Here is an 18,968-nt window from a genome sequence, read left to right as displayed (position 1 = left end):
CGCGAACACGACTTTTGCTTAGCCGCGAATCCCTTTGTTTTCAAGCGAAAAGGCAGCCGCCATCGGGACGAATTCAACGACTTCTATGAGGGGATGTTAAATGGTCGGAGTGGAGAGATTCGAAATCGCATATATTATTGATTTTCAAGGTTTATTTTTGCATTTTGTAACGATGTAACGGAGGTTGTTTTGTGGTGGATTTTTGATCGACTGCACGCCTAGCCGCCATCGCCGAGCGCCCAATTTAGTGTTTCCTCAAAACAATTTCGCCTGCCGGTCGTCAATTTCGCGTTCTGCTTTCTTATATCCTTCCGTATGGCCGAACGGCACTTGGGGCCTTCGGTTGTCCAGTATTTGGGCAGCGGTCAATATCTGAAGCTTTGGCACCTTCATTCCGCCAGTCTCATAGATTCCAGCAGCGGCGGCCTCGCGCTCCATCTCACGCGTCGGCTCATTTAATGTAAGAAAAATCCCGAGCGCTGCCTTCTCGCGTTCCATTGTGCCTTTTAGATCGCGTATGTCGCCAGATTTTATCCCGCCCCCTTTAACAGAAATAATAGCAAACTGGGGCTTCTTATCGGCATCGCGAAAATGCATATAACCGTCGATCCCACGATCCATGCCCTTTTTGCCCCCCTTGTAAGGTTGCCCCCCAATAGATCCAACAATCCACTTCTGAAATTCGTGTTTGTCGCGAGCGGCCAGATCACGCGCGGCTTCAACGTCTTTAGGAACGCCATAGACCTGATAGATAATGCCTGGGAAAGCTTCCTTCAAACGACGTTCAATCAGGCCAATTGCAAGATGTGTAATATCAACGCCAACCCATTGCCGACCGAGCTTCTGCGCTGCATGAACCGTTGTGCCGCAACCACAAAATGGGTCGAGCACAACATCGTTCAGGTTCGATGATGCCAAAATAATGCGTTCGAGAAGTGCTACCGGCTTCTGCGTAGGATAGCCCAGACGCTCCTGCGCTTGCGAGTTGAGAGCAGAAATATCGACAATGCAGTCTTGCACTGCTTGCCCTTCAAAAGGGTATTGTTTGATGCGCGGAAATCCAACACCACCATCGCGCGGCTTCGGCCAATAGAGGCGATCGGCGGCGTCAAGAGCATCGAGACGCTGTTGAATCGACATGGAGGCGAACCCGTCTATCTCAGCTCCGGCCTCCAGCGGTATCGCCCAGTGCCTACCCTTCTCGGTAGGATCGAAATTTCGCCAAGGCATACCTGAATCGCCTTGACGCGTTCCAGCACCGGTCAAACTGACGTCCTGGAAATTGCCGCGCTCGTCCGTATTCTTGAATTTCTCTTCTACGTAGAAGGGGTCATACGCCTGCAAAGTTTTGTTCCAAGTGTAACGTTCACCCTTGGTGTAGAAAAGCAGCGTATCGTGAACTGGTCCCCACCGGCGCGCTCCACCATGGTGCCCAGTCCTTTTCCAAGCTATCTCATTTTTAAAGCGCGGCGCGCCGAAAACTGCGTCCAATAGGATTTTAAGATAGTGACTCGCTGTCGGGTCACAATGCAGATATAGCGAGCCGGTCGACTTTAGAACTCGGTGCAGTTCGATCAATCGGGCGGCCATCATGGTAAGATAAGCCATCATATCGTTCTCGCCGAGAGCCGAACGCATTGCACGAAGCATGATAGCGGCATCAGAATGCGTGCTGCTCATTACCTCGTCAAACGCGAGTTCCGCAGCATCTGTCCAATGCCATGAATCATCAAAAGCTTCGATTTGCGCGGCAGACTGCTCACCAGATGGGGCCTTGAACAAGACGTTATAGGATGCGTTAGAGTTAAATGGCGGATCGAGGTAAATTAGATCGACTGATTCAGACGCAATGCTCTCACGGAGCACCGAAAGATTGTCACCATAATACAGTTTGTTTGCCATGCGCCCTAGCCCGATTCTTCGAATTTCGTAAGGTTTATGCAACACAAAATTGAAGTAGGAAAGCCCGCCGATCTTGACCGGCGGGCTTCTTGTTTCAATTGGCCTGCTTCTTCCAACTCGCCATTACAGCGTCGATTTTTGGCTGCACCCGGCGCCGAGCTTCCTTCCGCCGGACGCCGACCAACATGAGCTGATAGTAATCGGTGTGCTGGTGCCGCAGTTCGTTCTGCATCGTAACTTCAACGGCTTCTTCGACCGTCGCGCCGCGCCAGTTCTTTGGCGTCTTGCAAACGTAGGTCGCGAAGTAGACGACCGCAAATTCGGGACAAGCTGGATACGTCTGGCGAATATAATATTCGACCTCATATTGATGAAACCATTGCTTATAGCGTCTCCGCCTTCTTTCAGCGCGGCTAACCATGTGACAACTCCAAGCGAGATATTGCCTTGAACGTGAAAAGGCCCGCTTCGACGCGGGCCGATCATGCTTATGGTGGCGCGTTATTCGGCTTCAGGCAGAGGACGGCCGTTGACCGTCACAGTGCTCGTAAAGTCAACGCTGATCTTCGCATCTGGGATGAGTGCAAGCTCCTTTTGGGTGTGAGTTGACGCAATCAGTTGATCGAGCATGTCAGCCGGAATTTGGGCGAATGCCCCGGGGGCCAGGCCAAAGGCATTCGCCCATTTGCGGTGGAATCCTTCGATCAGGTCGCGTGCGACTTCGCGATAGGTTTCCCGATCGGACTCGAACTTGAGATGAGCTTGAGCGACGATGTTCGCGACAGAGGTCCGTTGCCGGTGGTGCAACGCTTCCACGATCTCGCTCAACGGGGTGCGGCGCGGTTGATATGACATCACGCCCCTCCCTCAATGAAATCGACTGGCATGTTAGGGTCGCAGAAGATCAAAATCGCGCTGCCGTCAGTGCCGGTATCGATGCCAATGGCACGGCGCTCAAGTTCATCAAGCAAAATGATTGCTTCCTGCTCGAAATCGACTTCTCCCTCATGCGTCTTTGCCGATCGGATGGCGGAGGCGATCAAGTCGAGAACCTGTTCGCGAGGCGTTGCTTCGCCTGTAGTCGAGGTGTTATTTTCCAATATGGAACTCCTTGTTTGAGAGATGGGTGTTTCAAATCCTACCGGGGCGGTTCCAGCCGCTTCCGGTAGGCACGTTTCAGCGATTACTCGCCTTTGACCTTCCATTGCGGAAGGGTCCACCGGACCTGCTTGGAAAGCTGGTCGCGGAATTTCGTAAGCCTGACGATATCAGCCACTGCCTGTTTGCGTGCCTGGGTATCGCTGAGGTCAGCGACCTCAAGTTCAGCGAGACGGGCGTTTATTTCCTGCACCTTGTAGCGGTTGATGTAGTCTGCGAGCGTGCTGGCCGCGTCGAGGTAAAGCCCGACCATCCGTTCGGCCCTGCCGAGTGCGCCACGGTTCGGACCGTCGGTTTCAGGGTTCCAATCGGGGTCTGTGTCGCCGTCGGCAACATAGTCGGGGATTTCCTTTACGCCGGACCATTCGAGATAGGTCGTGACGTCGTTCCAGAAGTCTCCCATGAACTCGTGGAAAGGTGCCTTGAAAGCGCTGTCGGCAACGCCGACAGTCTGCTTCTCTTGCGCCTTCAGCCGCTCACGATACGCGCGCTGATACTCTGCTGCTGTCTTAACCATCGTTAGCCCCTTGCTGACGATTTAACATTTAACACGTTAGTGTTAAGACGCAAGCGCGAATTCGAACTCTGCGTCGGATCGGGTGTGTTCGGGCCAAATCCCCGTCACTTCCCCCAAGCGGGCAACAAGTTCGTCACGCCCGCCCAACAAGGGGATCGTCTCGACAAGCCGGTTGACGACTTCCTCATAGAGATCATCGGGAAGGTAAATTTCGTTGATGGCGTTCTGCATGTCTAGGTTCCTGTGGTTATCGATTAACGCCTCCCCGTATGCCCGACTTAACGCGTGAGGTAAAGAGTTAAGATAGAAAAATATGTTATTTTTCAAATACTTAGTAAGTAAATATTGATTGACTGCGGTCGGGCGCTCGCCTTGACTCATAGAGGCCGCTGGCGCGCTTCCGCTGCCGGCGAGTGGGTGGGACTCGCCAAAGGCTTCTTCGCGCTGGCGGGCCTCCTGTGAGTCGTTCTGCTATTCTTCCGCCGGGCAAGCTCGGCATCATGATCTTCCCGCGCAACCTTCTTCAGGGCGTTCGAGGTGTAATCGATCTTCGAAGTGCCGAGCCTCGTGGTGGTTCTGTCCCGATCCTTCATGCGGTAGCCGTTCCATCCCTTCCAATTGGTGAGCACCTTCACGTCAACCTGCCGTCCACTGCCAATGCCGTGCATCATGCCACCAGCGCGCTTCAGGACTTGCCGGAAACGGTTGACGGTTTCGGCCTGCCAATCAGGCAGGATCGCCACGCCATGGCAATGCAGTCGGCCGTCGTCGCTGAACTCGAATGAGAACGCCAACGGCAACGGGAACCCGAGCAGTTCCTTGGCAACGCGATTGATGGCACAAGAGAGATCGCGTGCCGGATCGGCAGATGCTTCGAGCTTAGCGATCTTCTTACCGCTGAAATTCAAGCTGAAGGCGATGGCCTCGCGCTGGAATGCCCGATCAAAGGTTGCTTCCAACTTCTCAGCCGGCGTCAGACGTTCCCATGCTCTGGTGATCGGCTTCCGCTTGCGAGCATGACGACCTCTAGGCTTCGGTGTTCTGGCGAGACGTTCGGTGACAATGGGAAGGTAGGCGGGTGTGGGATGTTCGTATTGAACTAGACCTGCATCATCGTAAGCAGCCGGAACGCCTTGCGCTGCGGGGGCTCCAGCCTGATTTTCGAACGTCGGATTTGTTGCAAAACTCTCGTTTTCGCTGGCCTCTTCAGGCCGCAATTTTGCAGTAAAAACAACGCAAGAATCTTGACCTTCGCTGTTACGATGGTAATATGTGTTCATTCAGAACCTTTAAGGGCTCGGTCTTCCGTCGAAAGTGGACCGGCCCTTTTATTTTTCACATGAGATACATCATACCAACGGGGCGGTAACACCTCAATACATTACGTTTGTCTAATTTCCATTTAAAGTTGGTCATTAGACAAACAAATTATACTTAAAGATATTGACGGTGATTCTTTCTCCTGCGAGAATCATGGCGCTCAATCACGAGCGGCGGCAATAGCGTCGCCGTGGGGATAGCAAAGTTGATTGCGAACGCCGGAAGCTTCCCGACTTCCGGCGTTTTGCGTTCAACCTCTATCTGCTTCTGGTATTCAGGAAGTTGCCCGGCCGTGTCTGTTTTCGGATCTCATCGGCAACCACCCCCCGCATAGACTGCTCAAGCTGCTTGCTCATCCGTTTTGCAAGGTCGTTGTTCTGCTCCGGCGTTCCGCCATTGGCATTGACGGTGATTGGCGCGGTAATGTTGATCTGCTGATTAGGCGATACATTGCCGTTTGCGGTCTTCACGTCCGGCGTGCGCAGCGTCGGCGCGGTCCCAGCATAGCCACCCACAACGCCACCATCCGCATAGCCGCGCCGGCCGAGCCGCATGGCGTCAACCACTGCCGGCCCACCGGCTCGCACCACGTCGCGCTGCGACCAGACAACTTCACCGGCATGGACAACGCCGCGTGGTTCGTCCACTGCACCGGGGCCGGTATAACCGCCGTCGCTGAAACCGAACAACCCGCCGAGCAATGAGCCGAACAGCCCGCCGAACCCGACGCTGTTGCCGCTGGCATCCTTTTTCGGTGCGGTGCCGAACAGGTTTGCAAGCGGACCTTCCCCCATGAGCAAGGCTTGCAATGTCGCCTTGAGCATGGCCTGGAGGAGCTGCTGCATAGCCTGTTGCGCGGTTTCGGTGCCGCTGATGATGCCGGTAAGCGCGTCGGTCATGGTCTGGCCGAAGAAATGCGCAGTCTCCTGCGCTTGCTCCTGCCGCTCGCGATACTGCTCAAGGCTGCTGTCGGCTATCGCCATGCCTTCGGCCAATCTGGCGATTTCCTGCCGGTTCTCTGCCGTCAGGGTGATACCGGAACGTTGAGCCTGGGCGAGCAATTGGTGCTCCAGCCGGAGAGCCTTAGCCTTGTCGGCGGTCATGCCGAGGGCTTGCCGTTCGGTCTGCTGTTCATCGATATAGGTGCGGGCGCTGCTGGTGATGCGTCTATAAGCTTCAGATTGCTTTTGTGCCGCTTGGGTCAGTTTCTCGATTTCAGCGGCGGTCTCCTTGGAACGGGCCGCGTTATCCTCAATATGCCAATTCTCATTCGAGAGCGGGAAACTCAGGCCGAAGTTGCCGGCGTTCTCGTGCACCCACTGCCGCGCGTTGTCATTGGCGAAACCGAGATCGGCAGCATTGCCCTTGTTGTGCTGACTGTTGCCGGGCGGTGCCACCCACTTGCGGGCCACTTCCGGAGAACCATACTTTTTCAGAGCTTCAAGCCAAAGCTCTTGCTGGCGCTGGATATCGCGGAAGCCGGAATTGATGGTGACAGTGCCCCGAAGATCGGCGGGCATGCTGGCAACCATCTTGGCAAGCTTCTGCTGGAAAGCCGACTGCATGCCGGTGATGCTACTTGCGCCCTTGCCGGTCGCCAGAATGGAAGAGAGGTAGCGTTCGGGATCGTCGGTTGCGCTCTTGAGGTTCAGCGCCGAAAGCGCCTTGCCGCGAACCTCATGGGCGAGATAGACGTCCGCCGGGCCGTTCGCCATCGAAACCGCCTTCTGATAGATGGCTTCAATCTTGTTCTTGGCGTCGAGCTCGGCGAGCTGCTGTGCCAGTTCGGGAACCTCGCCCTTGAGCGCGCGGATGGCGTCGGCGTAGCTCTTCATCGCATTGACAGCGCTGCGGGTGCTGACGTCAGTGTTTGCCAAGGCCGCGTTCAATGCTTCGAGTAGCGGGGTCGCACCCTTGGCTTCCTCGCCGGTCTTATAGACGAAATTGTCGTTGTAGCCGCTGCGACGGTCGAGAACGTCGCGGAGCTTCATGGCTTCCTTCGTGAGGTCGGCAATAAGCTCCTTCTGACGTTCGACATTCTGCGCTGCAAAGGGGTCGTCCGGGTTCGCGACTTGATCCTGCTGAAGTTCGGCCAGCTTCTTTTTGGCCTCAGCAAGCTCCTTATACCTGGCGATAAGGGCCTTCTGAACATTGCCGGTGGCCTGCTCTTCAACCTTGTTGAAGCTATCGAGGAAATCGTCGGCGGCAAACGCAAGGCCAAGCACGGCCTGCTTGACGTTCGTGCTGATCGTCCGGCCGATGGCATCCCACTTCTGATTGAATTCGTCGGCACGCTGGATAAGCTGATCGGACATGATGATGCCGAGATCGTTCGCTTCCTTAATGGTCTTGGTGATGCCTTCCCTGCCACGGTCGATAAGCTGCACGAACTTTTCGCCGCCCTGGCCGCCGAAGAGTTCATCGAAAACGCGGATGCGAGCCGCGCGGTCGAGGTCCTGCATCCGGTCGATGATATCGAGCAAGAGTTCCTTCGGGTCTTCGAGCTTCTTGGCAAGGTCCGTTGCGGAATAGCCGAGCCGTTGGAAAGACTCCGCGCCGCTACCCTGGCCGGTCTTGATCCATTCGTCGGCGCGAAGCGACAGCTCCTTCATGCCGTCCGCAAGTGCGTCAACAGGAATGCGGTTCTGCTCCGCGACATAGGCAAGTTCCTGAAAGTCCTTCGCCTTCATGCCGGTCATCTTGGCCTGATCGCCGACTTCGGCGACACTCTTGGAGAGTTCGCGGACGCGACCAAGGATCTCGTCTATACCGCCCACGGCGAGCCCGCCAACGATGCCACCGGCGAGCCCCTTGCCGAAGCTACCGAGCGTGCCAAGGGCACTAGACATGGCCTTTTCGATGCCGGAGCCGGCCTCTTCGGCTTCCTTTTGGATTGCCTTGAAATTGGTGCGGCTCTTGTTCTTGGCGCGATCAAGGTCACGCTCATACTTCGTCAGGCGGGCCTCAAAGGACACAAGAAGGCGCTGTTCATCATCTGCCATGCTGGCAACTCCTATGCTGCTTCGTCATCGCGAAGTCTGTCAAATTCGTCGGGATCAAGGTCGAAAATCGAACGCCGGTTGTCGTTTGCAGCGGCACGGAAGACGGCCAGCGCGCCCGCAACGGCGCCGTCGATATGGTTTGAATGGCGCGTGCCCTTGTGCATCGTGGTCAATTCGCCGGCATTGGTCGCACGCTTCACCACGACGCTTTCGAAGTGGTTGCGAAGGATCGGGTGCGCCCCGTGCCGAACGCGCTTGCCGTTCACGACGCGCTCCAGGTCGCAAATTGGACCGTGCATGTTTTTCGATGTTTGCGGGTGCTGGAGCACGGTGATACCGTGATCCAAGAGCTTCGCCATGATTGGGCCCGCAAGCGACGGATCAAAGATGACTTCCTGCACATTGTAGGTGCCGCAAAGGTCAATGATTTGGTCCGCGATCGCGTCGGGTTCGATCACCGGGCCGTCGATCACGTTCAGAAGGTCATCGTCTCGCCACCGGGGATAAGGAACTTGTTCAACCTTGGCCTTCTCTTCCAAGCCTTCGGCCGGCAGGTAAAACCACGGATGAAGCGAGATGCGTCCATCATCGTGCCGGAAGGCCGCGACGATCGCCGTCAGGTCGCCGGAGCGGGAGAGGTCAACGCCCAGCCAGCAAGGCAAACCTTCGAGTTCGGCAAGGCTGAAATGCGGATCGTGGCCGGCGTCATAGACAGTCATATCGAACAGCGGATCGCGGGAAGCGGCCTGCCACATATTAAGGTGGAACTGCTGAAAAGCGAACCGTTCGGCAGGCCGGTGTTCGGCCTCGCGCGCCATCGTGCGCAAGCCGCCAAGATCGGGGAAGCCATGGGCAAGTCCGGGATTGACCTTGTGCCAAACGGCTTCGTCACGCCAATCGTCGCCGGGTTCTGCTTCGAAGATGATCGGCAGAAATGAAGGGTCGCCAATCTCGCCAGTCGCGACCTTGTGGGCGTAGTCGTAGAGCTCGAAACCGATGTTTTCCTGTCCACGGCCGGCAGTCGTGGCGATAATCATGAGGGTGTCGGGAACCTTCGCCATGCCAGACTTGAGCGCTTCCCAAAGGTCGCGGCCCTTCCAAGCATGGATTTCGTCAACAAGCACAAAGCTAGGCGTCTTGCCGTGCTGGGCCGCGCCGTCGCTTGAGACAGCGAGCAATTCGGCCTTATTCGGGCGGCAAGCGATCTTCTTCGCCGAATTATGGGCGTCATAGATGCGGGTCGCGGCGACAAGGCGGCGGTCTTCGCGCACGATGTTCGCGGCCTCCTTGAAGCCGATTCCGGCCTGTTCGCGGTCGGAGGCGGCAAAATGGCCTGTCCAGCCGGGCGAGCTTCCGGGCCGATGGTATGAAGAAGCGCCCATGCTGCCGCGATGCTGGTCTTGCGGTTGCCGCGCGGGAGCATGAGGAAGACCGTGCGGACGATCCTGCTTCCATCAGGGTTGCGCGGGCCGTAGATGCGGCGCGTCATGCGCTCCTGAAAGTCATAAAGCTGGAAACGGCCCTTCGGCGCGGTGCTGGCCGGATGCTTCAGCGCCCGAATGAAATCGACGGCTTCCTGTCCATAACCGAACGGGTCGGCGATGGCGCTGCCGTCACAAATCCAGTGCGGGAACGCGCTCTTGCTCATGCCCGGTTTCTGCCGATCATCATCGGATTGTCGTCGTCATCGTCAGTCGAGGCACTGCCAACGCGGGCACGCGATACCGGCGACAAACCATATTCGGCCGCAAGCTGCCGGGCCGTCTGCATTGCCTTGTCCTGAAGACGGCAAAGCTTCATGTCGATTTCGCCGGACGCGCGAAGGGAGTCCTCAATTTCGCGGACAAGGCCACGGGCACGGCAATAATCTTCCACCCCGCCGATATCGCCACGCGTGATAATCCCGCGCTCAATCAGGCCGGGCATGATCCGCTTCCATTCGGCGCGCGCATAGATGGAAAGGTGCTTCGGCGCTGCCGGTGCCTTCGTCAGGGCGTTATTGTCGCGTTGAACGGGCGGCTTAACGCCTCGAAGATGCGTCACTGCACTGCCTCGCCGCGAAGCTCAAGGCCGTCACGCCAGCCGATTTCCTTGATTTCTTTGAGGTTGTAGGTCGTGCCGGCGTAGGTGACGCGGTCGGCCGCGGTGATCTCTGGGCGATATCGGATGCGGAAAATCACGGTGCCGGTTTCGGCCTCGCCGTATCCGGTGAAGAATTCGCTTGCCGACTGCTGCACCATTTCGGCCCATGTGGTCGCGACGAGTGCCCACACCTTCGATACGTCACCAGACGGAGACACGACTTCTGTTTCGCGCTCGATGATGATGCGGCGGTTCATCCGTCCGATATTCAGCATCTCAGACGAACCACCTGATCAAAGCCTCGACGGACAGCACGCCATGCCCATAGGCCGGGTCGGGATCACGGGGAAATCGGGATGTTGTGATACGGAAATGGTCACAGTCGCACCCCTCAAAAGCGAGCGGCTTATCGAGCGCCGACATAACTGTGCCGGCGATGTGTTTCGCCGCGTCCTGGCCAGCGTTCAGAGTCCAGATATGCAGGTCCATATAGACCCAAGCCACACGCTGACTGGTATAGCCTTGTCCGTGCAAGCTGGTGTTGCCGTCGCTCATGATGATGGCTGGTGTCTTATCGGGCCGGGTGCTGCCGGCGCGGACTTGGCCGGCCGGAACAAGCGCCGTTACGTCCGGCGATGCCACAAGCGCGGTGCGGATTGCGGTCTGCAGGGCAAGGGTCGGCTCAAACATTCTTTCCACTCCATGCATCACGGACAGCTTTCCGGCCGGCGCGGTCGATACGTTGCTGAAGGCGCTTGCGGAGAAGCCGAAGGGCCGGCCAAAAGAAGGGCTGCGCTTCGGTCTTGCTGGTGCCGTATTCGATAAGGTGCGCATAGCGGACATCGGTGTTGCCGGCCGTGACGATCACCTCAGTGTCGCCGGCGACACGGGAACCGCCGGGCTGACTGTAAGGCGGGGTCGTCTCGCCGGGGCCGGTGACTGCGATGCTGGCTTTGAGAGCGCCGGTCTCTTCCGGCGCAAGATGCCGCTGTGCGTCGGCCAGTTCGTTGCCCGAAGCCAAGAGCGCCTTCGTGATCTGCTTGCGCGGTGCCGCCTTGACGCGATCAAAGGCGTTCATGAGGTTCGAGAGCCCGTCGTCATTCGCCATCGGTGAACCACTTTTCACGATAGCTATCGAGATCCGACGTGATGCTTCGCGGTGCAAGCTGCAAAGATGTGCCAAAAGTCGCGATGTTTCGGCACTCGAAATAGAAGGAAACGAGCCGCAAAATTGCGATTTTCACGTCTGCCGGAACGGGATCGAAGTCGGCAACGGGCCGGCCGATGTAGTTGCCGACCGACGTTTCCGCGCTGTCGATATAGAGCGAAATCAGCTCATCTTCGGCGTTTCCATCAATCTTCATGTGTGCCTTGGCGAGTTCAAGGGATACCACGGACATGCTGTATTCAGGCCTTCTTTGAAAAAGTTATTTTCGGCGTCTCTTGCACGGTGCTCCCCCCGCCGGTCCCCTCTGAACCCTCAAAATTGGAGGCCACCCCCGGGGTGCGTTGTCGGATTGCGCTACCGAGCGCAATCGCGTCTTGGATCGTGCGGCCACCGTGCGCTCGCTGCCGAAGGCTGTCTTCTTTGATGCCGAGCTTTGCTGCCCATTCCTTGATGGTCAGTGCTTCACCATTGAATTCGATAACGGCCGCTCGCTTCCCACGCCGACTCCCGAAGCCCATTGCAATGGCAGCTTCGAGTGAGCCGAGCTTCCGTCTGCGAACGATAAGCGTATGAATGGAGATACCAAGGTGCTTCGCCCATCCATCCATCGTGCGACTTTCGCCATTGACGCAATGCTTCACAGGTTCGCGAGCAATCTTCATCAAGGCAGGCTGCATGTTCGGTGGTTCCGATCCGGAAAGCCAAGCTCTGACCTTCTGCGTTTCGACCTTCCGACACTGCTTTGCGTAGGCAAGCGCACGATCATGTGCGGCTTTGCATTCGGCTTCGAATTCTTGCTTGTCAATTTGGCGGGAGCGTTCGGCTGCGGTCACGGGGCCTCCTTGACTCTATTAGTGAAGTCTTCCATCCTGCAACCGCTGAACATTCGTAGCTCAACTGGACAGAGCGCCGGCATACCAAGCTGGAGGTTGTGGGTTCGAGTCCCACCGGGTGACAAGAGGGGCGTCCGAGTGACGCCCCTCACCTTTTGTAGGGTGTTCATTGGCTGCGCTCCTGCCGCTGTTTGATGGAGTTGTGACAAGGTTCACAAAGCGGCTGCCAATTTGCGCGGTGCCAAAAGAGGTTCTTGTCGCCGCTATGGCGAATGATGTGGTCAACCACGGTTGCAGGCCTAGCGACGCCAAGGCGGGCGCACTCGCGACAATGGGGATGTGCGGCTAAGTATTCGACGCGGGCCTTGCGCCACTCGTGGTTATAACCACGGTCGCGAGCAGCGGGCCGGCGTGTATCGTGGCGCTGATTGCGCTGTTGGCGCGCCTTCTGCTGGCAAGCGCAAAGCTCGCCATGCGGCACGACATTGTTGCAAGGGCAGATGCGGGGCGGTTTGGTCATTGCTTGCCTCGCTTGGCATTGGCCCTCAGCCTGGCAATGCCGGAACGGACTTCCTCTTCCGAGACTTCCTCACGCGGATCATGGTCGGACTGCTCTTCGTTGCGGAGAAGGATGCCGGTCGTCACGAGGCGTCCGATATGAGCGGCGTGGGCACGGTCGATTTCGGTCGGTGTGGCGTTCCATGCCGTTTCAGGTGTCCAGCCAAGCCAGCCGGTCGCATGATCATACAGAGCCGCATATACTTGTGGCCACGTCATCGGCTTACCCTTGCCAGCCGAGGGCTTCGCCTTCGAGTCGGGTGCAGGCATAAACATGCTCACCAGTTCGGCAAGCGGCTGGCGGACGGCGAGGAGGAAAGGGAGAAGCGGCTTTCCCGCAAGATCGGACAGGAAAGCCGCCGCATCCGCGCGGGTGGCTGACACGCGGATGATTTCGCAGATGATCGTGAGATTGAATTCATCCAATGCCCGAGCGAGCTCCGGGAAGCCGTAACGATCAACAAGAATGGTAGCGGCTCGCAAGGAAGGGCGAAGCGTCACGATGTTGCCACCGTGCGCGATCCTCACCTCTTCATATGTGGGCCGCTGGTAGGTCATGGCTTAGGCAGCCATCTTCAGCTTGCGGAACGCATCCGGACGGACGACGCCAGCGCCGACGCGGCGACGGGCATGGAAGCGAACCTGCCCTTCTGTTGCTAGAAGGTAGGGGTTCGGACGGACGCCGAAGGAAATGCGGTCATAGATGCGATAGCCGGACTTGAAGTCGCCGAAGATGATCGGCGTCTCGTCGGCCTCGATATCCGGCATGTCGATCAGTTCGACAACTGGACGGCCAAGGATCGTTTCAGGTTGGCCAGCCTGATAGGACGGCTGCCACAGATAGTTGCCGTTGCCATCCTTCAAGGTGCGGATAGCGGCAAGTGTGGTGCCGCTCATTGCCCACGTTCCACGGTTCCGGTAGGTGCCCGGTAGCGAATACATGAGAGTGATCAGGGCATCGCCGGAAAGGTTCGTTGCGTGGCCATTCAGTGCGCTGGAAATGGCGGTTTCGGTCATAAAGCCGGCCGGCGCTGCACCGGTGCCGTTGACGAAAGCCGCGCTTTCCTTCGTGCCGAAGTCTTCGGCGAGGGCAAGATTGACTTCACCGACAACATCGGCGCTGGCGTCTTCGATGATCCAATTGGAAAGATCGACGTGGGTATTGAGTTCCTTCACGCTAATTTCCATGTCGCCGAACGTCGGTTCAGAGGGATCGGAAGCAGTAGCTTCGCCCTTCCACTTTGCGTTGGTGACAGAGAGGCGCTTTGGCAGCACGACGGTGTGTGAACCGGCAGTGCGGACATCGGCAAGAGCGCGAACCGGGGAAAATTCCACGAGGTTGCGGATGAATTCAGCGCTCGTTTCTTCCGGCGCCAGCACATAGCCCGTGAGTTCATCGGCGCCGACCGTCAGGGCCTTGCGAACGCTCTCCGGAGCGGCATCGAGGCCAGTGCGCAGAAAGTGCGCAAACGCCTTGCGGGCCGAATTGTCATTGTCCGGCGACGGATGATTGTTGTTCGCGGCGATCGGGCGATTGAGCTTCGCCTTGACCACCTTCATATCTTCCTTCAGAGCCTTGAATTCATCGGCGCTGATCACCGGATCGGCCTTTGCCTCCGGCGCATTCTCAAGTTCGTTTTCCATCTGATTTCCTTCTTGAATGGATTTTACGAGGGTGACGCGAGCGCCGGAGTTGACGGGGCGCTTGCAGAGAGAGATTTCATTTACGGTGACGCCGTGAATGTTCCGCCCGCCCGTAGGCAGGCGTTCGCTTCCGGTGACCGGGCCGGAGATAGAAAGACCGGTGATTATGCCCTTGCGAAGCAGGCGGTGAGCTTCGCGAGCCGGGGCGCTGGCTTCGATGAACAGACGTCCAGTGACTTCAAGACCGGCGTCGGTTTCGCGATAGGACTTCCACACGCCAACGGCCTGCCGCCCGTCATGATCGATAAACATCGGCACGTCAGGGGCGAATGCGAATGCGCCCTTATTGATGATGTCGCCTTCGGTGTCCGGCCCATCGAATGGCCAAGCAATGCCGGAAACGATGCCCGTTTCATCTGCCGAGATTTCCGCCTTCAAAAGCACGTTGTCGTTCTTCATGCGGTCACCGGGGCTTCATTACCGAAGAACAAAGCCGTGATGACGCCATCGGCGACCGCAAAGACTTCGGCCAGCGGGCGACCGAGGCCATAGACGGAAATAAGCTGTTCAGCTTCGGCAGGTGCGGCTCCACCACCGACAAGGCCAAGCCGGAGAACCTGAAGCACGTCGGACAGGGAATAGTCCGACGCGCGGAAGCGTCGGAACAGCCCGCCGATACCGACACCGGTCTTGCGTTCAAGCTCTTCGATAAGTTCGCGAGACGGAAAGGCGAACGTCTTCTCGCCGTCGCCGAAATATGCGCGGTGTTCGATCATGCTGCTTCCTTCGCCGGGGCCGGGCCGGCGTTGTTCGTGCTTGTATAGGGATTTGCGAGGTCATCGCCGCCCGGAAGCGGCGGCATATTGATGATGCCGCGCACGTCGTTCGGCGTGAGAACGCGGGCCGAGATCAGCTTGCCGAAGACTTCGGCGCGGGCTGCCGCGTCGGCGCGCAAGAGATCGTCCACGACAAACTCGAAATGGAAACCGGCGTCGCGCTCTTCTTCCGTGAGCAGGCAGGTGGCATAGGCGTCTTGCCAGCGGTTCAGCCACGGCCGGAGAGTGAGTTGCAGGAATTGCGCGCCGAGTTGTTCGGTATTGCTCCATGTGCCGCGCGTGAGTTCGAACAACAGCGTCGGCGGAACACCGAAGATGCGGGCGATTTCATCGATCTGAAAAATGCGGTTCTCAAGATATTGAGCATCCGTCGAGGTCATCGCCGGTGCGTCATACTTCCATCCGGCATCGAGCACGAGTGGATCGCTGTTCGCGCTGTCCCGCCACTTCCGGAAGCTCTTGAGAATGTTGATGACCGTGGTTGCGCCTGCGTCACCGCCCTGGGGTTTGTCGCTGGAAATGATGCCGGCCGGCCTGCGGCCGTTGGCAAAGAACTGAGCACCGTCGCGCTCAAGGATCGCAGCAAGGCCGATTGCCTCTTTGCCGTAGGCCAACGGCGACACGTCGTCGAATGTCGAGACATGCAAAATATCGGAATGGCTGTAGGAGCGCTGGCCGTCTGGATCGGACACACGATAGGTTAGAAAGCCGGTGATGTCGTCTTCGTAGACGGACGTGCTGCCGTATTTGATGCGGTAGAGTTCGAAGGGCGAGCCCTCTTCGGTGCGCTGGACGCGGGCGAAGCCGCTGCCGTAGAGCAAAGCGTGCTTCGTGAGCAGTTCGCGCAAGCGGCCCGCTCCAATCTCTTCATTCGCGCGGTTGTGCACCAGCTTGTAGGCCGGATGGTCCTTGGCCTCTTCCTTGCCCGCCGGGGTTTCCCGGTAAAGCTTGCAAGGAAGCGAGCCAATAGTTTCAGAGATCAACCGGACGGCTTGAAGAACAGCCGGCACGTAAAGCGCAGACTGTCCACCGATATTAATGCCTGAGTAAGTAGGGCGAAAGCCGATCAAGTCGGCGAATTCAGGACTGTTGAGGGAATACGCCTTCTGTGCTGTCGGAAAGCCAAAAGCTTTCTTTGCGCTCGAAATGACAGAAGCAATATTCATTCTTTGTTCCCAGAAAAACTATCTGGAAACTATTGTCTCATGGTCGGAATCCCCTGTGAATCCCCTTCTTGGGAAAAAATTCCTATTATGCGATTCTCTATTGCGCCGGCCTGACGAAAACTTCGTCAAGGGGCTTGGCAACAAAGGCTTTTGGGATAGTCTATTGAAATGAGAACTCGATGGCAGTTCTCAAGTTGCCCTTGCTCAATGCAGGGGGCACCAGCCCAACGGGCACTGCGCGGGACGATGATTTACGGTGTTGCAACCACCTGATCATCGTCCCCCATCACATTGGACAAATCCAAGTAACATTGAAAGACCCGATTCCGTCAAGGGGTGGTTTGATAGGGATTGCTAACCACAATACATTGTGGACTTCGCTGTGGAATGCGGGGATGGCGCACTGAACGCAACCGAAATTGTGTTCGCCATGATTCGCAGCACTCGTTGGGACCCGTCTCTCTAGGCGAAAACGTCAATCATCTGACAGCCAGAAAGTCGCGAACCTTCGCCATCTGAGCAGCAAGCTCCAAAAGCCGCAAATCGCTCCCGCCGTAGTCATCATCTGAAGAACCGGACGCCCTGCCGGTGATGTAGAGCGCAACCTTGTGACTGACACCACCGAACAGGGCATCTTCGAATAGATGCCGGAACCCGTGATTTGGAGGCGGTGCGTCTTCCATTTCCTTCAACGGCCCATCATGCAGCCATTCACGGATGCGCTGATCTTCAGCGGTGCCGCCTGGAAAGAGCCTACCAGCCGGCAAGTTCTTTACGAAATCGGTGAAGCCTTCAGCAATAAGCGCTTGATGCACCGGAATTTTCCGCGCCTTCTTTGTCTTCGTCGTGCGACCGTTGCCGACGCGAACATGGATGAACCAATGCCCCTCAAGCTCGAAAACGTCAGTCTTATCGAGTTGTAGCGCCTCCCCGACGCGCATTCCGGAGTATGCCAGCAACCACGGAATCCATCGGAAGTTTGGCTTATCGATCCGCGCGCGCGCAGCCTTGAGAACAATGCGGGCTTGTTCGAGCGAATAGGTCCGGGTGGCGCTGTCCGTTTCTTCCGCCACGGGCATGTCAAGATGATCGAACGGAGTTCCCTTGGGATGATTGGGAAATAGCCTTCCCTTTGCCTGATCTTGCGCCCATCCCAATATAGCCCGGATGGCAGCCAATTTGTCACTGATTGTCTTCCGGCTCAACGCGCCTGCTTCTAGCATGCCATCGCGCCATGCCTCCCCTTCCTCAAGCGTCACAGTTGCTACCTTTTTTGAACGCCGGAACTGCTCAAAGTCGTGAACGGCATTGCGATACTTCTTGAGGGTCGCGTCCGATTTAACGTGACCGCCTAAACCATTACCGGTCCGGCGCTCCTTCTCCTGAATGACTGCCTCAAAGGTGAGGTTATTGAATTCCGACACCTTGACGTCTGCCGCAACCTCGTCAATCTCCACGGCCTTCGCGAGCATGGGGGCGTCGGGCTTGCCAGCAAAATCCCCCTGATCACGTTCTGCCACGCGAGCAAGCGCTTCATATTCCGACATGCACAGGGCGCGAGCGAGTGTGCGCCATTCGTCGCTACCATTAACCACAGTGGTATTGCCGAGACGGCGGTAACGTTCGATCCTGTCGCCGACCAGCCTTTCAAGCGCGGTATCGTTCAGGTTACCCGCGATGCCATCCCGTAACAGCGCTACGTGTAAATCATCGATGCTAGCGCTTGCCCATTGCGGCCCGGAGTTCCGCAACAGGTCATCAAAGGCAAGGCGTTCATTGTAGTTGCGTAGCGCGATCTGATCTACAGGAAGGGGATAACGGCCCGGTGTGATCGGTTCACCCTTGGCGATCTGCGCCTTTCGTTCGGCTACGGCAATCTTCGCTTGAAGCCCGGCAAGCGCGGTAGCGTGCCGGGCAATAGCCGTGCGGCGATCAGCCCCGAGCGGTTCGCGAAGCTCCGTCTTATTATCGAGAAAGGGCCGTAACTCTTTCGGGATCACGAGCCGCGAGAAATATCGACCATCACGATTGAGAAGGTTTTTGACCTTAGCCACCATCCAAATCACTTCCGCTTTGTAACAAAGTTTGTAACGGAAGATTGGAAATCCCGTTGTGAAATCAATATTCTATTTGATTTCCAATGGGAAGACATGGTCGGAGTGGAGAGATTCGAACTCCCGACCCTCTGGTCCCAAACCAGATGCGCTACCAGACTGCGCTACACTCCGTACCGTCAGCATGACCCTAACGGGATCATGAGTTGATTTCCGCCGAACGCTTGATCCTGCGGAACGAGTGGGGAGATACACGGTTCATCTCCCCGCTGCAACAGGTAAAATCTCGGCCGGCACATCTTCCCCGATGAAAATTTACTTGCCGAGCTTTCCTGAAATGGTGGCACTCGTCACCGTATCGCCAACGGCAAGGCCGAGTTTGCGAACAATGCCGGCGTTCAGCTCGATGACATAGGCAACCGGCCCACCGGAGCTGATGATCGCTTCGGAATAGGGCACGGCGTTTTCCTGGATATGGGTGACGACACCCTTTTGATCCAGAAACAGCATATCGAGCGGCAACTTGGTGTTCTTCATCCACATCATGACAGGCCGTGGCGTGCCGAAATCGAACAGCATACCATGATCGGCCGGCATGCTGTCGCGATACATCAGGCCGAGTTCGAGCTGTGGCGGCGTCAGGGCCAGTTCCACGGTGAATTTATGCGTCTGGCCCTTGGGCGATGCGATTGAAAGCGGTTCCGAATCGAAAGCCATCGACTGCCGGC

General features: G+C 57.2%; 22 protein-coding genes and 2 tRNA genes. 1 reads left to right on the top strand and 23 read right to left on the bottom strand.

Annotation, left to right across the window (positions count from 1 at the left end; genetic code table 11):
- Positions 1-255 precede the first annotated feature (255 nt).
- The 15 genes from FHX05_RS00855 to FHX05_RS00785 all read right to left on the bottom strand — a co-directional run bounded on the left by FHX05_RS00855 (position 256) and on the right by FHX05_RS00785 (position 11,982).
- Entirely contained in the window at positions 256-1,902 is a 1,647-nt protein-coding gene (locus tag FHX05_RS00855; RefSeq protein ID WP_183870415.1) for a site-specific DNA-methyltransferase, read from the bottom strand.
- A 94-nt stretch (positions 1,903-1,996) separates the two neighbouring features.
- Positions 1,997-2,323, bottom strand: a complete 327-nt coding sequence (locus FHX05_RS00850; RefSeq protein ID WP_183870414.1) for a DUF2293 domain-containing protein — start codon at positions 2,321-2,323, stop codon at positions 1,997-1,999.
- Between the two features lie 80 nt (positions 2,324-2,403).
- Entirely contained in the window at positions 2,404-2,757 is a 354-nt protein-coding gene (locus tag FHX05_RS00845; RefSeq protein WP_183870413.1) for a hypothetical protein, read from the bottom strand.
- On the bottom strand, positions 2,757-3,002 hold the full coding sequence (locus FHX05_RS00840; RefSeq protein WP_183870412.1) for a hypothetical protein: 246 nt from the start codon (positions 3,000-3,002) through the stop codon (positions 2,757-2,759). The genes FHX05_RS00845 and FHX05_RS00840 overlap by 1 nt, the downstream gene beginning before the upstream one ends.
- Before the next feature lie 83 nt (positions 3,003-3,085).
- Positions 3,086-3,577 carry a hypothetical protein gene (locus FHX05_RS00835; protein WP_183870411.1) on the bottom strand — a complete coding sequence of 164 codons (492 nt, stop codon included), beginning with the start codon at positions 3,575-3,577 and terminating at the stop codon, positions 3,086-3,088.
- Positions 3,578-3,619: 42 nt separating this feature from the next.
- Entirely contained in the window at positions 3,620-3,808 is a 189-nt protein-coding gene (locus FHX05_RS00830; protein ID WP_183870410.1) for a hypothetical protein, read from the bottom strand.
- 146 nt (positions 3,809-3,954) lie between these two features.
- On the bottom strand, positions 3,955-4,857 hold the full coding sequence (locus tag FHX05_RS00825; RefSeq protein ID WP_183870409.1) for a hypothetical protein: 903 nt from the start codon (positions 4,855-4,857) through the stop codon (positions 3,955-3,957).
- Positions 4,858-5,154: 297 nt separating this feature from the next.
- Positions 5,155-7,899 (bottom strand): D-alanyl-D-alanine carboxypeptidase family protein, encoded by a 2,745-nt coding sequence (locus tag FHX05_RS00820; RefSeq protein WP_183870408.1) that lies wholly within the window; start codon positions 7,897-7,899, stop codon positions 5,155-5,157.
- An 11-nt stretch (positions 7,900-7,910) separates the two neighbouring features.
- Positions 7,911-9,281, bottom strand: a complete 1,371-nt coding sequence (locus tag FHX05_RS00815; RefSeq protein WP_348648299.1) for a terminase TerL endonuclease subunit — start codon at positions 9,279-9,281, stop codon at positions 7,911-7,913.
- 262 nt (positions 9,282-9,543) lie between these two features.
- On the bottom strand, positions 9,544-9,942 hold the full coding sequence (locus tag FHX05_RS00810) for a phage terminase small subunit P27 family (RefSeq protein WP_183870407.1): 399 nt from the start codon (positions 9,940-9,942) through the stop codon (positions 9,544-9,546).
- Positions 9,939-10,256, bottom strand: coding sequence for a phage head closure protein (locus tag FHX05_RS00805; protein WP_183870406.1), 318 nt, complete (start codon positions 10,254-10,256; stop codon positions 9,939-9,941). Before FHX05_RS00805 ends, FHX05_RS00810 begins: the two co-directional genes overlap by 4 nt.
- A gap of 1 nt (position 10,257) precedes the next feature.
- Positions 10,258-10,671 carry a DUF3168 domain-containing protein gene (locus FHX05_RS00800; RefSeq protein ID WP_183870405.1) on the bottom strand — a complete coding sequence of 138 codons (414 nt, stop codon included), beginning with the start codon at positions 10,669-10,671 and terminating at the stop codon, positions 10,258-10,260.
- Positions 10,664-11,089 carry an HK97-gp10 family putative phage morphogenesis protein gene (locus tag FHX05_RS00795; protein ID WP_183871156.1) on the bottom strand — a complete coding sequence of 142 codons (426 nt, stop codon included), beginning with the start codon at positions 11,087-11,089 and terminating at the stop codon, positions 10,664-10,666. Before FHX05_RS00795 ends, FHX05_RS00800 begins: the two co-directional genes overlap by 8 nt.
- On the bottom strand, positions 11,079-11,381 hold the full coding sequence (locus FHX05_RS00790; protein ID WP_183870404.1) for a head-tail connector protein: 303 nt from the start codon (positions 11,379-11,381) through the stop codon (positions 11,079-11,081). Before FHX05_RS00790 ends, FHX05_RS00795 begins: the two co-directional genes overlap by 11 nt.
- Before the next feature lie 7 nt (positions 11,382-11,388).
- Positions 11,389-11,982, bottom strand: a complete 594-nt coding sequence (locus FHX05_RS00785; RefSeq protein WP_183870403.1) for a hypothetical protein — start codon at positions 11,980-11,982, stop codon at positions 11,389-11,391.
- Between the two features lie 49 nt (positions 11,983-12,031).
- On the opposite strand from FHX05_RS00785, the gene FHX05_RS00780 reads away from it, so the two are divergent.
- A tRNA-Gly gene (locus tag FHX05_RS00780) sits at positions 12,032-12,105 on the top strand.
- A gap of 43 nt (positions 12,106-12,148) precedes the next feature.
- Here the strand turns inward: FHX05_RS00780 and FHX05_RS00775 are convergent.
- From FHX05_RS00775 to FHX05_RS00740, 8 genes are all read right to left on the bottom strand, one after another.
- Positions 12,149-12,502: an HNH endonuclease signature motif containing protein gene (locus FHX05_RS00775; RefSeq protein WP_183870402.1), complete on the bottom strand. Its 354-nt coding sequence runs from the start codon at positions 12,500-12,502 to the stop codon at positions 12,149-12,151.
- Positions 12,499-13,098: a hypothetical protein gene (locus FHX05_RS00770; protein ID WP_183870401.1), complete on the bottom strand. Its 600-nt coding sequence runs from the start codon at positions 13,096-13,098 to the stop codon at positions 12,499-12,501. The genes FHX05_RS00775 and FHX05_RS00770 overlap by 4 nt, the downstream gene beginning before the upstream one ends.
- Positions 13,099-13,101: 3 nt before the next feature.
- Entirely contained in the window at positions 13,102-14,643 is a 1,542-nt protein-coding gene (locus tag FHX05_RS00765) for a phage major capsid protein (RefSeq protein ID WP_183870400.1), read from the bottom strand.
- Positions 14,640-14,960, bottom strand: a complete 321-nt coding sequence (locus FHX05_RS00760; RefSeq protein WP_183870399.1) for a gene transfer agent family protein — start codon at positions 14,958-14,960, stop codon at positions 14,640-14,642. The genes FHX05_RS00765 and FHX05_RS00760 overlap by 4 nt, the downstream gene beginning before the upstream one ends.
- Positions 14,957-16,186: a phage portal protein gene (locus FHX05_RS00755; protein WP_183870398.1), complete on the bottom strand. Its 1,230-nt coding sequence runs from the start codon at positions 16,184-16,186 to the stop codon at positions 14,957-14,959. Before FHX05_RS00755 ends, FHX05_RS00760 begins: the two co-directional genes overlap by 4 nt.
- 479 nt (positions 16,187-16,665) lie before the next feature.
- Positions 16,666-18,243, bottom strand: a complete 1,578-nt coding sequence (locus FHX05_RS00750; RefSeq protein ID WP_183870397.1) for a site-specific integrase — start codon at positions 18,241-18,243, stop codon at positions 16,666-16,668.
- Positions 18,244-18,337: 94 nt separating this feature from the next.
- Positions 18,338-18,414: transfer RNA gene (locus FHX05_RS00745), tRNA-Pro, on the bottom strand.
- Between the two features lie 141 nt (positions 18,415-18,555).
- Positions 18,556-18,957 carry a DUF192 domain-containing protein gene (locus tag FHX05_RS00740; RefSeq protein ID WP_246698823.1) on the bottom strand — a complete coding sequence of 134 codons (402 nt, stop codon included), beginning with the start codon at positions 18,955-18,957 and terminating at the stop codon, positions 18,556-18,558.
- Between the last annotated feature and the right edge of the window lie 11 nt (positions 18,958-18,968).

The organism is Rhizobium sp. BK491 (genome assembly GCF_014194925.1).
Taxonomy (GTDB): domain Bacteria; phylum Pseudomonadota; class Alphaproteobacteria; order Rhizobiales; family Rhizobiaceae; genus Rhizobium.
Note: the sequence above shows the minus strand (reverse complement) of the source record. Positions and strands in the feature narration are given on the sequence as shown.

What these genes read in the sequence shown, in the direction of transcription:
- FHX05_RS00855 (WP_183870415.1), bottom strand. Translation starts at nt 1,902, where the DNA reads ATGGCAAACAAACTGTATTATGGTGACAATCTTTCGGTGCTCCGTGAG.
- FHX05_RS00850 (WP_183870414.1), bottom strand. Translation starts at nt 2,323, where the DNA reads ATGGTTAGCCGCGCTGAAAGAAGGCGGAGACGCTATAAGCAATGGTTT.
- FHX05_RS00845 (WP_183870413.1), bottom strand. Translation starts at nt 2,757, where the DNA reads ATGTCATATCAACCGCGCCGCACCCCGTTGAGCGAGATCGTGGAAGCG.
- FHX05_RS00835 (WP_183870411.1), bottom strand. Translation starts at nt 3,577, where the DNA reads ATGGTTAAGACAGCAGCAGAGTATCAGCGCGCGTATCGTGAGCGGCTG.
- FHX05_RS00830 (WP_183870410.1), bottom strand. Translation starts at nt 3,808, where the DNA reads ATGCAGAACGCCATCAACGAAATTTACCTTCCCGATGATCTCTATGAG.
- FHX05_RS00825 (WP_183870409.1), bottom strand. Translation starts at nt 4,857, where the DNA reads ATGAACACATATTACCATCGTAACAGCGAAGGTCAAGATTCTTGCGTT.
- FHX05_RS00820 (WP_183870408.1), bottom strand. Translation starts at nt 7,899, where the DNA reads ATGGCAGATGATGAACAGCGCCTTCTTGTGTCCTTTGAGGCCCGCCTG.
- FHX05_RS00815 (WP_348648299.1), bottom strand. Translation starts at nt 9,281, where the DNA reads ATGGGCGCTTCTTCATACCATCGGCCCGGAAGCTCGCCCGGCTGGACA.
- FHX05_RS00805 (WP_183870406.1), bottom strand. Translation starts at nt 10,256, where the DNA reads ATGCTGAATATCGGACGGATGAACCGCCGCATCATCATCGAGCGCGAA.
- FHX05_RS00800 (WP_183870405.1), bottom strand. Translation starts at nt 10,671, where the DNA reads ATGTTTGAGCCGACCCTTGCCCTGCAGACCGCAATCCGCACCGCGCTT.
- FHX05_RS00795 (WP_183871156.1), bottom strand. Translation starts at nt 11,089, where the DNA reads ATGGCGAATGACGACGGGCTCTCGAACCTCATGAACGCCTTTGATCGC.
- FHX05_RS00790 (WP_183870404.1), bottom strand. Translation starts at nt 11,381, where the DNA reads ATGTCCGTGGTATCCCTTGAACTCGCCAAGGCACACATGAAGATTGAT.
- FHX05_RS00775 (WP_183870402.1), bottom strand. Translation starts at nt 12,502, where the DNA reads ATGACCAAACCGCCCCGCATCTGCCCTTGCAACAATGTCGTGCCGCAT.
- FHX05_RS00770 (WP_183870401.1), bottom strand. Translation starts at nt 13,098, where the DNA reads ATGACCTACCAGCGGCCCACATATGAAGAGGTGAGGATCGCGCACGGT.
- FHX05_RS00765 (WP_183870400.1), bottom strand. Translation starts at nt 14,643, where the DNA reads ATGAAGAACGACAACGTGCTTTTGAAGGCGGAAATCTCGGCAGATGAA.
- FHX05_RS00760 (WP_183870399.1), bottom strand. Translation starts at nt 14,960, where the DNA reads ATGATCGAACACCGCGCATATTTCGGCGACGGCGAGAAGACGTTCGCC.
- FHX05_RS00755 (WP_183870398.1), bottom strand. Translation starts at nt 16,186, where the DNA reads ATGAATATTGCTTCTGTCATTTCGAGCGCAAAGAAAGCTTTTGGCTTT.
- FHX05_RS00750 (WP_183870397.1), bottom strand. Translation starts at nt 18,243, where the DNA reads ATGGTGGCTAAGGTCAAAAACCTTCTCAATCGTGATGGTCGATATTTC.
- FHX05_RS00740 (WP_246698823.1), bottom strand. Translation starts at nt 18,957, where the DNA reads ATGGCTTTCGATTCGGAACCGCTTTCAATCGCATCGCCCAAGGGCCAG.